Origin of the sequence: Streptomyces sp. NPDC090025, assembly GCF_044748125.1 — a bacterium.
In the GTDB taxonomy this organism is placed as follows: Bacteria; Actinomycetota; Actinomycetes; order Streptomycetales; family Streptomycetaceae; genus Streptomyces.
In genome coordinates this window covers 210,552-224,853 of record NZ_JBIVFL010000010.1, presented here as the reverse complement: position 1 = coordinate 224,853, position 14,302 = coordinate 210,552, and the positions used below count along the sequence as shown (strand labels likewise).

At 71.1% G+C, this 14,302-nt stretch carries 15 protein-coding genes; 14 read left to right on the top strand and 1 reads right to left on the bottom strand.

The window, feature by feature from the left end:
* Nucleotides 1-39: 39 nt before the first annotated feature.
* The gene (locus ACIPXM_RS23270) at nucleotides 40-534 is read right to left on the bottom strand and encodes a helix-turn-helix transcriptional regulator (RefSeq protein ID WP_356931611.1); all 495 of its coding nucleotides are present in this window, start codon (nucleotides 532-534) and stop codon (nucleotides 40-42) included.
* Between the two features lie 290 nt (nucleotides 535-824).
* On the opposite strand from ACIPXM_RS23270, the gene ACIPXM_RS23265 reads away from it, so the two are divergent.
* From ACIPXM_RS23265 to ACIPXM_RS23200, 14 genes are all read left to right on the top strand, one after another.
* Nucleotides 825-2,015 (top strand): DUF3631 domain-containing protein, encoded by a 1,191-nt coding sequence (locus tag ACIPXM_RS23265; RefSeq protein ID WP_401658511.1) that lies wholly within the window; start codon nucleotides 825-827, stop codon nucleotides 2,013-2,015.
* A 192-nt stretch (nucleotides 2,016-2,207) separates the two neighbouring features.
* Nucleotides 2,208-3,026, top strand: a complete 819-nt coding sequence (locus ACIPXM_RS23260) for a DUF2637 domain-containing protein (RefSeq protein ID WP_401658336.1) — start codon at nucleotides 2,208-2,210, stop codon at nucleotides 3,024-3,026.
* Nucleotides 3,027-3,293: 267 nt separating this feature from the next.
* Nucleotides 3,294-3,740, top strand: coding sequence for a plasmid mobilization relaxosome protein MobC (gene mobC, locus ACIPXM_RS23255; protein ID WP_401658334.1), 447 nt, complete (start codon nucleotides 3,294-3,296; stop codon nucleotides 3,738-3,740).
* Nucleotides 3,741-5,390, top strand: coding sequence for a relaxase/mobilization nuclease domain-containing protein (locus ACIPXM_RS23250; protein ID WP_401658332.1), 1,650 nt, complete (start codon nucleotides 3,741-3,743; stop codon nucleotides 5,388-5,390).
* A gap of 65 nt (nucleotides 5,391-5,455) precedes the next feature.
* Nucleotides 5,456-6,172, top strand: coding sequence for a plasmid replication/partition related protein (locus tag ACIPXM_RS23245; protein ID WP_401658330.1), 717 nt, complete (start codon nucleotides 5,456-5,458; stop codon nucleotides 6,170-6,172).
* 218 nt (nucleotides 6,173-6,390) lie between these two features.
* Nucleotides 6,391-7,620, top strand: coding sequence for a helix-turn-helix domain-containing protein (locus tag ACIPXM_RS23240; protein ID WP_401658328.1), 1,230 nt, complete (start codon nucleotides 6,391-6,393; stop codon nucleotides 7,618-7,620).
* 55 nt (nucleotides 7,621-7,675) lie between these two features.
* Nucleotides 7,676-8,122: a hypothetical protein gene (locus ACIPXM_RS23235; RefSeq protein ID WP_401658326.1), complete on the top strand. Its 447-nt coding sequence runs from the start codon at nucleotides 7,676-7,678 to the stop codon at nucleotides 8,120-8,122.
* A gap of 44 nt (nucleotides 8,123-8,166) precedes the next feature.
* Nucleotides 8,167-8,331, top strand: coding sequence for a hypothetical protein (locus tag ACIPXM_RS23230; protein ID WP_401658324.1), 165 nt, complete (start codon nucleotides 8,167-8,169; stop codon nucleotides 8,329-8,331).
* 33 nt (nucleotides 8,332-8,364) lie between these two features.
* Nucleotides 8,365-9,681 carry a UDP-N-acetylglucosamine 1-carboxyvinyltransferase gene (locus ACIPXM_RS23225; RefSeq protein ID WP_401658322.1) on the top strand — a complete coding sequence of 439 codons (1,317 nt, stop codon included), beginning with the start codon at nucleotides 8,365-8,367 and terminating at the stop codon, nucleotides 9,679-9,681.
* Entirely contained in the window at nucleotides 9,678-10,904 is a 1,227-nt protein-coding gene (locus ACIPXM_RS23220) for a metallophosphoesterase (protein WP_401658320.1), read from the top strand. The genes ACIPXM_RS23225 and ACIPXM_RS23220 overlap by 4 nt, the downstream gene beginning before the upstream one ends.
* Nucleotides 10,901-11,440 (top strand): dCTP deaminase, encoded by a 540-nt coding sequence (gene dcd / locus ACIPXM_RS23215; protein ID WP_401658318.1) that lies wholly within the window; start codon nucleotides 10,901-10,903, stop codon nucleotides 11,438-11,440. The genes ACIPXM_RS23220 and dcd overlap by 4 nt, the downstream gene beginning before the upstream one ends.
* The gene (locus tag ACIPXM_RS23210) at nucleotides 11,437-11,973 is read left to right on the top strand and encodes a dCTP deaminase domain-containing protein (RefSeq protein ID WP_356931622.1); all 537 of its coding nucleotides are present in this window, start codon (nucleotides 11,437-11,439) and stop codon (nucleotides 11,971-11,973) included. The genes dcd and ACIPXM_RS23210 overlap by 4 nt, the downstream gene beginning before the upstream one ends.
* Nucleotides 11,970-13,079, top strand: coding sequence for a glycosyltransferase family 4 protein (locus ACIPXM_RS23205; protein ID WP_356931623.1), 1,110 nt, complete (start codon nucleotides 11,970-11,972; stop codon nucleotides 13,077-13,079). The genes ACIPXM_RS23210 and ACIPXM_RS23205 overlap by 4 nt, the downstream gene beginning before the upstream one ends.
* A gap of 79 nt (nucleotides 13,080-13,158) precedes the next feature.
* The gene (locus ACIPXM_RS23200) at nucleotides 13,159-14,202 is read left to right on the top strand and encodes a serine hydrolase domain-containing protein (protein ID WP_401658315.1); all 1,044 of its coding nucleotides are present in this window, start codon (nucleotides 13,159-13,161) and stop codon (nucleotides 14,200-14,202) included.
* Nucleotides 14,203-14,302 lie beyond the last annotated feature (100 nt).

The following is a 14,302-nucleotide window of genomic DNA, read 5'->3' as shown; positions in this document are numbered from 1 at the left end:
ATCCTGGGGTTTGCGGTCCAGGGCGGCCGGAAGGGCGGGCTACGGCTGGGGCGGCAGGCCGAACTCCTCCTGGTTGATCTTCATGGTGTTCTCGGCGATGGCGTTGCTGACCATCACGTCGGCCGCCTCGCGGATGTCCGGATGCTCGTCGAGGTAGGCGATGAGCTCGGCGTTGGCCCGGCGGTACGCGTGCTGGGCTCTCTGGGCGGCCGCGTTGGCGGCCACGACCGTGTCGATCAGCTCCATGGCACGGCCGGCGGCGGCCAGGCCCGGCGGGCCGACGAGGTTGGACAGCGAGACGCCGAAGACCTCTGCGAAGCCGATTGCCTCGTCGAGGTTGATACGGCGCTTGCCGTTCTCGATCCGCCACACCGCCGACGGATTCATCTCGTAGCCGGCCTCGTTAAGCCGGTCGGAGAGCGTGGTGGTGCTCCAGCCACGCTGCTCGCGCTCGGCCTTGATCCTCTTGGCGGCGTTGTCCTCGCCCTTGAGCAGGACACCCTCGGATGCGTCCTCGCCGTCGTCGTCGGGCATTGACCCCCTCCTTCCTCTCGCAGCATGTCCCTGCAATTCGCAGCAGCCTAAACAGTACACTACGTTCTGCCACTTGCATAGCTGCTATGCGTATGGCATGGTTGTTGTACTGGACCGCTGCTGCCCGCAGGAGACGCCAGCACCTAGCCAGACATGCAAAAAGCCCCCCAGTGCTTGCGACACCGAGGGGCTCAAAGCGCAAACCTCACGCCGCCCATCCCTGAACGACTAGCTGCAGTGCCGGGATTGCCGTCCCATACGGCCGCAGATTGAGGAGCTCGATGTCCAGTATGGACGAAGCCACACCGAACACGCCATCCCTTCCCGCCGAGTGGCCGCCGACCGCCATCCCCGGCCAGCCGCCCGCCGCGGACCCCGAGGGCATAGAGGTCCTGGACCTGCTCCGGGACGCCATCCGCCGCTACGTCGTGATGCCCAGCGACGAAGCCCTGACCGCCACCGCACTGTGGGCGGCGGCGACCCACCTACAGACGGTCTGGCAGCATGCGCCCCGCCTCGCGGTGGTCGGCCCGGCCAAGCGCTGTGGGAAGTCCCGGCTCCTCGAAGTCCTGATCGAGGCCGTCCACGAACCGCTGATCACGGTCAACGCGTCCGCTGCGGCGATCTTCCGGTCGATCGGCGCGGGCGACCCGCCCACGCTGCTCGTGGACGAGGTCGACACGATCTTCGGCAGCGCGAAGGTCGCGGAGAAGAACGAGGAGATGCGCGGCCTGCTCAACGCCGGCCACCAGCGCAACCGGCCCACCCTGCGCGTCACCGGTCCCAACCACGAGGTGGTCAAGTTCGACACCTTCGCCATGGCTGCCCTCGCCGGCATCGGCGACCTGCCCGACACGATCATGGACCGGTCGGTCGTCATCCGCATGCGGCGGCGAGCCGGGACCGAGGAGGTCAGCTTCTGGCGCTACGGCCGCGACGACCTGGCGGTCCGCGAGCTCCGCACACGGCTGGCGGCCTGGCTGGCCTCCGTGCGCGAGAAGGCACTCGCCCTGGAGCCGAAGATGCCGGTAGAGGACCGCGCCGCCGACACCTGGGCGCCGCTGGTCAGCGTCGCCGACCTCGCGGGCGGACACTGGCCCGTCCTGGCTCGCACCGCGTGCACCGCCATGACGGACTACGAGGCCGGGCGTGACGAGGACGGCGGGCTGAAGATCCGCATCCTCGCCGACATCCGCCGCGCCTTCGCCTCCGAGGGCGACCAGCCGGCGATCCGCACCGGCCGCCTCCTGGAGATCCTCAACGCCGACCCCGAGGCACCCTGGGCCGAACACAGCCCCAATGGGCTCACCCCGCGCGGCCTGCAGATCCTGCTCCAGGACTACGGCATCAAGTCGGCCAACCGCCGCTTCCCCGGCGGCCACCAAGCCAAGGGCTTCACCCGCGCCCAGTTCACCGACGCCTGGACCCGCTACTGCCCGCCCGAGGCAGCCCCCGCCCTCCCCGTCGAACCCGACGCCTGACCTCCCCGACTCGTCCCACCCGTCCCCACGCAGGTCAGCGCGGGGACGAGTCACCGACCCGCAACGAGTCGACTCGACATCACCGCCCCACCCGTACCTGCCCTGACCAGCGACGGGACGAGTGGGACGAGTCCCAGCACTCATGGCCACCCACGCCCCCGGTGGCCGTACCCATCCCCTGGAGCACGCCGCTTGATCCCTCCCACCCCCGCCGTCTCCGTGCCAGCGCCCCTGGCACTCGCCATCCGCGTCGGCGTAGCTCTCCTGGCCCTGGCCGCCTTCGCGCTCTCCTACGACGCCCTGCGTCAGATGGCCGCGGCCAGCCACATCCACTGGCTGCTCACCTACGCCTTCCCCCTCGTCATCGACGGCTTCATTGCCATCGGCATCGGCGCCCTCCTCGTCCTGCGCAGCGCGCCGCTGAAGCCCCGCCTGTACGTCTCGGCCCTGGTGGGCATCGCGACCGTCACCAGCATCTGGGCCAACGTGCTGCACGCCGTCCGCCTCAACCAGCAGACCCGCCCGGGCGAGCTCGCCCTCGACGACATCACCGTCGGCGTCATCTCCGCCATCGCCCCGCTCGCCCTCGCCGGCGCCGTCCACCTCTACCTCCTCGTCCAGCGCCGCCCCGCCCACGCAGAGCCTCGCGACGAAGGCCGCCACATCGAGGCGGCGGCCACCACCTCGGAAGGTGGCGCGGCAGCAGCCGCCAAGGAACCGCCGTCAGACGACGACGTGGCCGAGGAGCCCGAGGAGGCGCCCGAGCAAGTGGCCCAGTCCGGGAAGCCGACCGCCAAACGCGGCGATCAGCGACCGATGGCCACGTGGGACCAGGTGGTCGAGATAGGACGTGCCGCTCCGCTAGGACGTGACGGCCGCGTCTCCCGCCGTCACATGGAAACGGCCATACGCGAGCAGGGCCTGCGGCCCGGCCGCCGCGAACGCCTGGAGAAGGCCAAGTCCCTGCTCCAGGCCGAGCGCGATCAGTCCTCCACCAAGGTCGCCGTGTAGGGCCAGAGCCCTTCCCCCAGACGCTCGTCCCGGAATCCCTCCGGGGCGAGACCGCTTCCGCAATCCCCCTGATCAGAGAGCCCGCGCATGCACGAACAGTCCCTCCCCAACGCCCCGTACGCCGTCCAGCAGCCGACCACCACCTCAGCCCCGGGCGGAGCAAGGTATGGCGTTGGACCGTCCAAGGGCCGGTCCCACGCGAAAGCCTCCGCCCCGGGGGTGGCGGGGGCAGGTCCCCGACGCGAGGGCGCACCGGGGACAGGAGGCGTGCGTGCCGCCGACGAGGCCGCGCTGCACCGTGTCGCCCGCCGCCGCGCCCGCCAGGACGTGCAGCGCAAGGAACGGGTCGACGTCCGCTACAGCGCCGACGAGAAACAGGCGATCCTCGACGAGGCCCGCCGCCACAACCTGGCCGGTGCGCACCTCGTCGGTGCCATCGTCATGGCGCACCTGAACGGCGACCTCGCCCTGCCCGATCAGCGCACCGCCACCGACGACCTGATCGACGAGTACGCCGCGCTGCGCACCCAGCTCGCCAGGATCGGCACGAACGCGAACCAGATCGCCCACCGCCTGAACGCCGGCGGCGAGGCACACCCTGTGGACGCCACCGTGCTCACCGAGGCCCGCCGACTCGTGGCGGCGGTGAAGCAGGCGGTCGTCACGGTCGATACCGCCGCGGATGTGGCCGCCACAGACCACCGGGCGGCCTGATTGATCGCGAACATCGTCAAGCCCGGCCACAAAACCAGGGGCGTACTCAACTACCTCTACGGGCCCGGCCGCGCCAACGAGCACACCGACCCCCACCTCGTCGCCTCCTTCGACAGCTTCGCCCCCGACCCTGGCCGCGACCCCGCCACCACCCTCGCCCAGCTCGCCGCCGTCCTCGACCTGCGGGTCAAGCAGGCCGGCCCGAAGGCACCGAAGAACCACGTCTGGCACTGCTCGATCCGCGCCGCACCCGAGGACCGCCACCTGACCGACGACGAGTGGGCCACCATCGCCCGCCGCGTGCTGAACGCCACCGGCATCGCTCCCGCTGGCGACCCCGACGCCTGCCGCTGGGTCGCAGTCCGCCACGCCGACGACCACATCCACATCGTCGCCACCAAGGTCCGAGGCGACCTCCGTCCGCCCCGCAATTGGAACGACTTCCTGCGTGCCGACAAGGAACTCGTCGCCATCGAGAAGGAGTACGGGCTCCGCCAAGTCCCGCGCGGCGACCGCACCGCCGCCAAGCGCCCCACCCGCGCCGAACAGGAGAAGGCCCAGCGGACCGGCCGAGCCACAACCGCCCGCGAACGCCTGCGCACCACTGCCCGAACCCTTCTCGCAGCAGCCACCACACCGGAGGAGTACTTCCGCATCCTCGAAGGCTCCGGGGCACTCGTGGAGATCCAGCGATTCCCCTCCGGAGACATCCGCGGTTACAAGGTCGCCCTCGCCGGCGACACCAACGCCCAGGGCGAGCCCGTCTGGTACTCCGGCTCCACCCTCGCCCCCGACCTGTCCTACCCCAAGATCCACGAACGCCTCACCGCCACCGACACCAGTCCAGCGGCACTGCCGGAGTCCGGTGCCTGGCGTCGCCTCGCCCAGGCCACCGAACGGGTGCCCGAGCTCCTCGACCACAGCGAGAACGAGGCCGGGCAGGCGCACATCGTCGTCCTCGCCGAAACCCTCGACATCCTGCCCCTCGCCGCCCCTCCGGCGCTGCGGCCCGGACTCCTGCAGGCAGCCACCGCCTTCGAGCGGGCCAGCCGCTCCCGCATCCGCGCCCAGCACCAGCAGGCTCAGGCCACACGCCGGGCGGTCAAGGCGATCCTGCGGGAGCCCGCCCCGAGGAACGGAGCCCTCCTCGCAGCCGTCATCGACGCCGTTCTGCTGGCGGTCGTTGCCGCGCAGCTCTGGCACCGCAGCCGCGGCCACAACCAGCAGGCGGAGGCCGCACGGCAGGCAGCCGAGCATCTCCGGACCGCGTACCAGGCCACGGCAGCCGAGCCGCTGGCCGTGGCCCACCGGCGAGGAACCGAGCTGCCCGAGTGGATTCGTCGCCAGCAGGTGGCGACGGTGCGCCGAGCGCTCCCGGAACAAGCCGACCAGATCCTCGCCGAGCCCGGCTGGCCCGTCCTCGCAGCCACCCTCGCCCAAGCCGGCACCGCCGGCCACAACCCCACAACCCTCCTCGTCGAAGCCTCCGCCGGGCGAGAACTCGACACCGCCACCAATGTCAGCGAAGTCCTGACCTGGCGGCTGCACCGCCTCGCCGACCTGACGCAGCGCACCACCAACCGCGCCCCGGCACCCCAGTCGGCTCCCCACCGTCCCGTCCACACCGTCCATCAGCGCCGCACGCGCTGAACCCCACCCCGTCATCCGACAAGGAGCACACCCTGAAGATCCACCCCATCGCCGACATCTTCCCGATGCTCAACGAGGGCGAGCTGCTCGACCTCGCCCATTCCATCAAGACCGAGGGCCAGCACGAGGACATCGTCCTCGATGTCGACGGCGTCCTCCTCGACGGCCGCAACCGTCTCGCCGCCTGCAAGCTCGCCGCCGTCGAGCCCCGTTTCACCACCTACACGGGCAACGACCCCATCCGCGTGATCTACAGCGGCAACGTGTACCGCCGGCACATCAGCAAAGGCCAGCAGGCGATGATCACCGCCATGGCCATGCGTTCCGTTTCGGGACACTCCCTGCGGGCCCATGCCAAACTCCACGGGCTCAGTCGCAGCCGTCTCTCCGCTGCCAACGTCGTCCTCACGCATGCCCCGGCCCTCGCCGAGCAGGTCCGCGCCGGCACCCTCGGCCTTGACTCCGCCTACCAGACCGCCTGCGGGCTCAAGGCCAACGCCGAGGCTCTCCAGGAGCGTTACGACCGACTCCGTCGGCACGACGCCGACCTCGCCGAACAAGTGACTGCAGGCGTTCTCGCCCTCGACGACGCCATCGCCACGGTCGACCGCTGGGAGGAGGCCGTACACCACGCGCAGCAGACCATCGAACAGATCACGGCGAACTGGCCCGCCGTCCAGGAGCTCGCCGCCCGACGTGACACCCGCTACGCCCAGGAGGTCATCGACGGCCTCACAGCCGAGGCACGTGCCCTCATCGACGAACTGCTGAGCCGAGGCTGACGTTCCCGCGCTCTGGGGGCCGACGCATACACGTCGGCCCCCAGGACTCCTGCCTTCTCGGTCGTGATGTCAGCCGGCGTCGTGACGGAGAACGCCCGAGCGGGAATCTCCACAAGGCTCTCGCGGCCCGCGTCCGTCTGGGTACCGTGCTGGGGACGAACTCTGCACGGACGCCCTGGTGATCAGCCAGGCCGCCCGGCAGCTTGGGAGGTGTCCTGATGCTGGAGGAAGCCGAGGAGATCGGTCGGCGCGTCCGCAGGGCGAGGCTGCGGCTGGGGATGCCGCAGGCGGACTTGGCGACGGCCCTGGGGAAGTCGCAGGGCTGGGTGTCGAAGATGGAGCGGGGTCTGATCGAGCTCGATCGGGTCGGGCTGCTCAACCAGATCGCCGCCGAGCTGCACGTCCACCCGAACGATCTAATCGGGCGCCCGTACAGCAGCTCCCCGGAGGACAACCAGTGGCAGGTCGCCGCCTCGTCGATCCTGCGTGAGCTGCGCCGTTACGACCTCGCGCCGGTCTTCGACGGGACGCCGAGGCCGGCCTCGCAGCTGTGGCGTGAGGTGACCCGCCTGCACCGGCTGCGTGACACCGCCTCGAACGTGGCGATCCTCCGCGTCCTACCGGATCTGTTTCGCGAGGCGCGGGCCCTTGCGGAGATGTCGGAAGGGCACGAGCGGGAGGAGGCGTACGCGATCTACGCGGTGTGCTGCAAGTTCGCGCACACCGCGGCCCACTCCCTCGGCCACCCCGAGCTGGTGGCAATGGCCTGCGAGCGGGCCGCGTGGTCGGCTCGTCTGTCCGGGGACCCGGTGCTGCCTGCGGTCGCGGACTGGATGCGGGTCTGGGACATGTGGGCGACGGCCGACTGGTCGGACGCGCTGACGCTCTCGGACAAGGCGATCGGATCGGTGCAGCAGGCGTACGAGCACGGCGAGCCGCTGGCCGTACGCGCCTGGGGCACCCTCCAGCTCCGGGCCGCGGTCTCCGCCGCCCGTGCCGGCCGCGCCTCGGAGGCGGAGGACCGGATCGGGTACGCGAAGGACGCCGCCGAGCGGATGGACGCGTACGCAGGAGCCCCGGTGTACGACCGGCACTCGCTGACGTTCTCCGCCGGGAACGTGCAGATCCACGCGATCAGCGTGGCCCTGGAGATGGGCGAGCAGGGCAAGGCCCTGGAGATCAACCGCCGCACCAGCCCCGAGCTAGTCGGCGCGCTGCCCAACTCTCGTCAGGGGCACCACCACATGGACATCGCTCGCGCGTGGCTGTGGGACGGCAACCGGGACAAGGCACTCGGCGAGCTGGAGACCGCCGAACGGATCGCACCCCAGCTCGTACGGAACCACCCCATCGCCCGATCGACGCTCCGCAGCATCGTCTACGCCGAACGGGCAGCCACGCGAGAGAAGCTGCGGCGCATGTCCGACCGCTTCCACCTGGACGGATAGGGGTCCTATTCCTCCGGCTCATATTCGGGGTCTTGGCCGTCCCTAACTTCGGGGCATGACCGGACGACGCTCTGCCCATCTCCCCGCCCAGGGATCCGAGTTAGGAACAGCGGCTCCCTTCTTCCCTCAGCTCGGCGACCTCGCCGCCGACACCGCCCGCCAGGGCCGGGTCGGCGTCGTGGTGACCCTCCCCGGCGAGGACTCCGCCACCACCTACCACCTGCGGCCGCCCGGCGGCGGCCCTGCCTGGTCCGCCCCGGCGGACGGCACGACGCTGCGCCCGGTGCCGGCGCAGGCCACCCACGCCACGCTGCTGCCCGGCCGCGACGCGGTCTACGACCCGCGCGCCCGCCAGGGCTCGGTGCCCGTGGAGATTCACTTCGAGGACGGCTCGACCCGCGAGGGAGCCCTCGTCCTCACCTCCGCCGAGCTGGAACGGCTGTACGCGCAGACCACCCGCCTCCTCGACGCCCACGAGAACGCCCTCGGCGCGACCTCATGAACAGGGCCCGGCATCGCTTCCCTCACGCTCCGGCCCGCGTACGGGTGGACCGCAGCGGGCGGATCGCCCTGACGTTCCTCGCCTTCGCCGGCCTGGCCGGGCCCACCTGGACGCATCCCCACACCGCCCAGCTCCTCGACGCCACGGTCCACCGAGCGACCGCGGCCGCGCCGGACATCGTCTCCCCGCACCTCTCCACCGGCCCCTGACCAGCCATACCGCCCCGCGACCAGGAGGTTCTGATGGATCTCGCCCCCGCCCGTACGAGAGTCGTCGACACCGTCACCGTCCGCCCCGGCCGCCCGCTCGCCGGGACAGTCCGGGTGGACGGCTCGAAGAACGCGGCGCTGCCGCTGCTGGCCGCCGCCGCGTCCCTGGGCCGCGGAGTCCGCCTGTCCGGCGTCCCGGCCAGCGCCGACGTCCAGAGGATGCTCGGCCTGCTGGAACAGACGGGCTACCGCGTCGCCCGCCCGGTCGCCGAGCCGGGATCGGTGATCGTGGCGCCCAAGGGGCATCCCGCCACCGCACCCGACCTGACGGACGCCGCCCGGATTCGGGCCTCCTACTACCTGGTGGCGCCACTCCTTGCCGCCTACGGGCAGGCGGCCCTTCCCTGGCCCGGCGGCTGCCAGATCGGTGACCGCGGGATGGAGCTGCACTTCACCGTCTACGAGGCGTTCGGCGACACCGTCCTTGTCGACGATTCCGGGTACCGCGTCCTGGCTGCCGAACAGGCCCGCGAGAAGGTCGCCCTGACGCTGCCGTTCCGCTCACGGGGAGCGAGCATCGCCGCAATCTGCCGGGCGGTCGTGGCCGGCAGCCGCCTGGAACTGGGCAACCCCAACCTGTCCCCGGAGACCACGGGCGTACTCGCCGCCTTACGGTCCGCCGGATGGACGGCTCACGCCGACAGCGAGAAGATCACGCTGGTCCCGCCACCGGGCGTCCCGGTCGGGACCGTCGCCTGGACGGTGCCCGGCGACAAGATCGAGGCGGGCACGCTGGCCTGCGCGATCGCTGCCACCGGCGGTGAAGGCCGTATCGAAGGCGTCGCCGGCTCGGACCTCAAGGTGCTGGCCGGCCTGCTGGACTGGGCCGGCGTTCCCGTCACCCTCGCCCCCGACGCGATCACCGTCCACCGGGCCCGCAGCGTAAGTGGACGGCCCCTGCGGGCGATCGCATCCCTGACCCCGGACGGCCTGGACGCCGACTTCGAACCCGCGTTGATGGCCCTGGCTCTCACCCTGCCCGGCACCCACCTCTTCGCCGACGACATCAACCCCGGCCGCCACGGCAACCTCCTCCCCCAGCTCGCGGAGCTCGGAGCGGTGATCGAGGAGCTCTCGCCCACCCGGTGCCGCCTGACCGGCCCTCAGCGTCTGACCGGCACGCCGGTGAAGGCCACCGACATCCGCACCGGCTCCACCCTCCTGATCGCCGGCCTCAGCGCCCGGGGCGCCACCACCGTCAGCGGCCTCGACCAGCTGCGCCGCGGCCACGCCGACCTACCCGCCAAGCTCCGCACCCTCGGCGCCGACCTCACCGACGTACCGCGATGAGCAGGACGTACGGCCAGATCGTGGCCACCACCGACCTCCACTCCGCCCTCGACCAGGCCCACAGACTCCTTCCTCACCTGCACGCCCTCAAGGAGACTTCGCTCATCGTCGACTGCGGCGATTTCTTCGAGGGCACCGGCTACTACCGGCTGGGCAAGGGAGCCATCGAGCGGGAGATCCTCACGACGCTGTACGACGTGCTGGCGCCCGGCAACCACGGCTGGCCCCACTACTTCGAACCTGGCCTACACGCGATGACGATCTGCTCCAACGCCGTCGACGCCACCACCGGGCAGTCTCTGTTCGACCGCCTCCGCGTCGTCGACGTACTCGGCCGCCGGGTCGCCGTCACCGCGGTCATCGGCGTCAGCGCGTTCCGCACCATCCCCGCCGACCAGCGGGCGGGGCACCGCGTCACCGCCCCCGTGACCGCGCTGCGCGAGCTGATGCTGGAGCACCACCACCACGTGGACTCCTGGATCGTGCTGTCCCACTCCGGCTTCGACGAGGACCTCAAGCTCGCCGCCGCCTGCCCGTTCGTGGACGTCGTCTTCGCCGGACACTGCCACAGCGACACCTACGGGCCGGTGCACGTCGGAGACACCCTCGTGGTCAAGGGCCGTGAGCTGGCCGCCGGGTACGCCGCCGCCGAACCCGTCGGCTCCGGCTGGGCCGCCCGTACAGCCCTCTTCCCCGCCCCTACGCCGGTCCCGGACTACCTCGCCACCTTGGACGAGGAGATCACCGCCACCTGCCGGATGCTCGCCACTCGCCTCGGCACCGTCAATGAGCCCTACCGCGACACCGTCCTAGTCCGCCACCGGCTCCTGAAGGACGTCGCCTCCAGGCTCCACACCGGCCTCGGCGCCGACGCCGTCATCCTCAACGACACCGCCCTGCGGCCCACTCGCCTCGGCGACGTCCTCACGATCGGAGACCTGCTGGCCATCGAGCCGTTCGACAACCAGCTCGTCCACGCCTTCCTGCCCGACCGGCACGCGCAGGACCCCGACGGCCTGCTCGCGCACCTGACCGAGCAGACCGGCCCGCTGGCCGTCTCCCCCGGGCCCTTGCCGCCGGGCGTCCGGTCTGTACTGACCACGGACTACCTCGCCGACACGTACCTCGGCGGACGCACCCACCAGGCCGGCCTCCGCCTCGGCGAGGCCGTCCGCCGCATCATCGCCACCCCGCTGCCCGAGAAGGAGGAGGGCGCCCGATGATCCTCACCGGCCCCGAGATCACCGCCGCCGCCCGCGACGGCCGCCTCACGATCAGCCCCTTCGAGCCGGACCAGGTCAACCCCAACAGCTACAACGTCCGCCTCGGCCCCACCCTGCTGACCTACAACGCTCCGGTCATCGACGCCCACCACCCGAACCCGACCACCACGGTCGAGATCGGTCAGAACGGATACGTCCTCCAGCCCGGTGAGCTCTACCTCGGCCACACCCTCGAACAGGTCGGCTCCGACACCTTCGTCCCGCTGCTGTTCGGCCGCTCCTCCGTCGGCAGGCTCGGTCTATTCGTCGAGATCACGGCCCCGATCGGCGACATCGGCTTCCACGGCCAGTGGACGCTGATGCTCTCCCCGATCCGTCCCCTGCGCGTGTACGCGGGCATGAAGATCGGGCAAATCATGTTCTTCGTCTCCACCGGTGACGTCGACCTGTACGCGGGCAAGTACCAGGCCGCCGACGGCCCCCAGCCTTCGCGTTACTGGCGCGACGCCGCCCGCCTCGGGGTGGTCGTCTCGTGATCCTCACCGGCCCCGCCATCAGCGCCGCCGTCCGCGCCGGCGAGATCACCATCGACCCGTACGACCCCGCCCGTGTCTCCCCGAACGCCTACGACTGGCGCCTCGGCGACACCCTCCGCGTCTGCGCCGGCGACCTCGACGCCGCCGTCCCCACCACCTACACCGAGCAGAAAATCCTCACCACCGGCCTGGTCCTCCAGCCCGGCCTGCTCTACCTCGGCGTCACCCACGAGCGCACCGGCTCGGAGACGTACGCGCAGATGCTCAACGGCGACCGCACCATCGGCGCCCTCGGCATCTGGGTCCACGTCTCCGCCCCGCTCGGCCACCAGGGCCACGCCATCCGCTGGACCCTGGAGATCCGTGCCGCCCGGCCCGTCCGCGTCTATCCCGGCATGACGTTCGGCAAGCTGGTCTTCCTTGCCGCGCAGGGCACACCGGCCAGCTACCAGCAGCAGCCCGCGAAGTACGCGGCCACCGAGGGCATCGACATCTCCCGCCTCTACGAGGAGATCGGCGGAGGCCGCCGGTGAGTCCTGACCGGAATCCGCTGGTCGCCACCTTCCTGGACCTGCCCGCCGGCAGTCCCGGTGGCAGCGTCGAACTCTTCCTCGATCTCTACACCGGCGAGGAACCCCTCATCCCCGCCAGGGCCTTCATGCTCGCCCCGGCCGGACCCCGTCCCCGGACACCGCCCGGCCTCGACCTGCTCAGCACGACCGGCAAGTGCCTGGAGGGCCCTGCCTTCCATCGGTACGTCGCTCACCTCCGCCAAGCCTTGACGGCTGCGATCAACCCCTCCCAGATCGACGTCCTGCACCTGCACCACCTCGCCTTCGGCGCCACCCCCGCCCTGATCCGGGCCCTGCCCGCGCACCCCCGCATCGCCCTCGTCCACGGCACCGACCTGCTCTTCGCCGAGGCCCACCGCGACCAGCTCCAGATCCTGCGGGCGACCGCCCGGGCAGCCGACGCCATCGTCGTCCCCACCGGCGCCATGGCCGACCACCTCCTCAAGCTCGCCCCGCAGACCGACCGCCGCAAGATCAACCACATCCCCTGGGGCATTCCGGATCGGCTGCTCAGCCATCCACCCCTCCGTACCACCCGCCCGGCGAAGAGCCACCTCCGCCTGCTGTACGCGGGCCGACTGACCGCTGAGAAGGGCATCGAGGCCCTCATCCGGAGCGTCGCCCCACTCCAAGGCGTCGAGCTGTCGATCGCCGCCCCCAGCGCCCAGTTCCGCGCGTTGGCCCCACGGCTGCAACGGGCCGGGGTGAGGGCCCGCTATCTCGGTTGGCTTCGTCGTCCCCAGCTGTGGAAAACGTTCGCCGAGCACGACGTGCTCGTCATGCCCTCCACGACCCTGGAGGCCATGGGCCTGGTCGCCCTGGAAGCCCAAGCCTGCGGCCTCCCCGTCCTCTACCAGCCCGTTCCCGGCCTCAGCGAAGCCCTCGCCCGCTCCGGTATGGCCACCGACTTCACCCACCCCACCGCCCTCACCCGGGACCTGGACCGCCTACGGACCGAACCCGGCCTCCTGCCCGCTCTGCGACAGGCCGGATACGCCAACGCCGGCCGCTATCCCCTGTCGAAGACCGCCCGAGAACTGACCACCCTCGGCCAACAGCTCGCCTGACCACCGGCACGCCTTGCCCGGACCGCCCGAACCAGCTCACTACGCTGGCCGCTGGGATGCCCACACGAAGAGGGAGACCATGCCGTACCGCACCGACCGCATCGAGCACCTGCTGAGCGAAGGCGTCCGCGACAAGGTCTACCCGGGCGCGGTATGGGCCGTCGGCGACTCCGGTGGAGTCCGGGCGACGGGCACTACTGGCGTCCTGGACCCCGACGAGCCGAACGTGAGGATGCGACCGGACACCGTCTTCGACGCCGCCAGCCTCACCAAGATCCTCGCGGTCTGGGCCTCCATCGGAGCTCTGTGGGAGGACGGCGTCCTCAATCTCGACGCCCCCCTCGGCACCTTCTGGGACGAGGTGACCGGCCACCCGCTCGGGGTCGTGACCGCCCGGCAGCTCCTGACTCACACCGCTGGCCTCCCCCTCCGGGCCCAGCTGAAGAACCTCTACGGCACCGACCCCGCCGGCATCCGCCGCGGAGTCCTGCACGAGGCCCTCAACCGGCCGCCCGGCGAGGCCGTCGAGTACACCGACCGGTCCGCCCTCATCCTCGGCTACCTCGCCGAGTACCTCTCCGGCTGGCCCCTCGACCAGCTCTGCGAGACGAGGACCTGGCACCCGCTGGGCATGAACACCACCTGCTTCGGCCCGCTGCCCGCCGGTATCGCGTCCCGATGCGCCCCCACCGAACTCGACCAGGACACCGGTACTCACCTCAAGGGCGTCGCCCACGACTTCTCCGCCCGCCTCCTCGACGGAGTGTGCGGCATCGCCGGCACCTTCACCGTCCTCGACGACCTGGCCGTCTTCCTCCGCTACATGCTCAACCCCACCACAGCCCCGACCGCAGCCGGCTTCGGCGCCGAGTGGACCGCCCTCTCCCTCACCGTGCAGACCGGGGGCCTCCAGCCGGAACGCGGCCTGTTCTGGCACCCGGCCCCCGGCACCACCGGCGAGCAGGACGTCTGGGTCCACTACGGCTTCACCGGCACCGGCATGTGGATCTCCCCCGCCCAGGACCGATGGGCGGCCCTGCTGACCAACAAGCTCTACTACACCCGCGACCGCCAGCCGCTGACGGACACCCGCAACGCCTTCCGCAAGCTGGCCTTCGCCTGACCTCTCCGTGCCGCCCAGAAGGCGCCCGACTCCCCTCACGACTCCAACGAGCGTTTCGCTCCGTCGAGGCTTTGAAATGCCGCCGGGTGGGGCGGGCATG

What these genes read in the sequence shown, in the direction of transcription:
- ACIPXM_RS23200 (WP_401658315.1), top strand. Translation starts at nt 13,159, where the DNA reads ATGCCGTACCGCACCGACCGCATCGAGCACCTGCTGAGCGAAGGCGTC.
- ACIPXM_RS23245 (WP_401658330.1), top strand. Translation starts at nt 5,456, where the DNA reads ATGCTCAACGAGGGCGAGCTGCTCGACCTCGCCCATTCCATCAAGACC.
- ACIPXM_RS23240 (WP_401658328.1), top strand. Translation starts at nt 6,391, where the DNA reads ATGCTGGAGGAAGCCGAGGAGATCGGTCGGCGCGTCCGCAGGGCGAGG.
- dcd (WP_401658318.1), top strand. Translation starts at nt 10,901, where the DNA reads ATGATCCTCACCGGCCCCGAGATCACCGCCGCCGCCCGCGACGGCCGC.
- ACIPXM_RS23225 (WP_401658322.1), top strand. Translation starts at nt 8,365, where the DNA reads ATGGATCTCGCCCCCGCCCGTACGAGAGTCGTCGACACCGTCACCGTC.
- ACIPXM_RS23265 (WP_401658511.1), top strand. Translation starts at nt 825, where the DNA reads ATGGACGAAGCCACACCGAACACGCCATCCCTTCCCGCCGAGTGGCCG.
- ACIPXM_RS23270 (WP_356931611.1), bottom strand. Translation starts at nt 534, where the DNA reads ATGCCCGACGACGACGGCGAGGACGCATCCGAGGGTGTCCTGCTCAAG.
- ACIPXM_RS23220 (WP_401658320.1), top strand. Translation starts at nt 9,678, where the DNA reads ATGAGCAGGACGTACGGCCAGATCGTGGCCACCACCGACCTCCACTCC.
- ACIPXM_RS23235 (WP_401658326.1), top strand. Translation starts at nt 7,676, where the DNA reads ATGACCGGACGACGCTCTGCCCATCTCCCCGCCCAGGGATCCGAGTTA.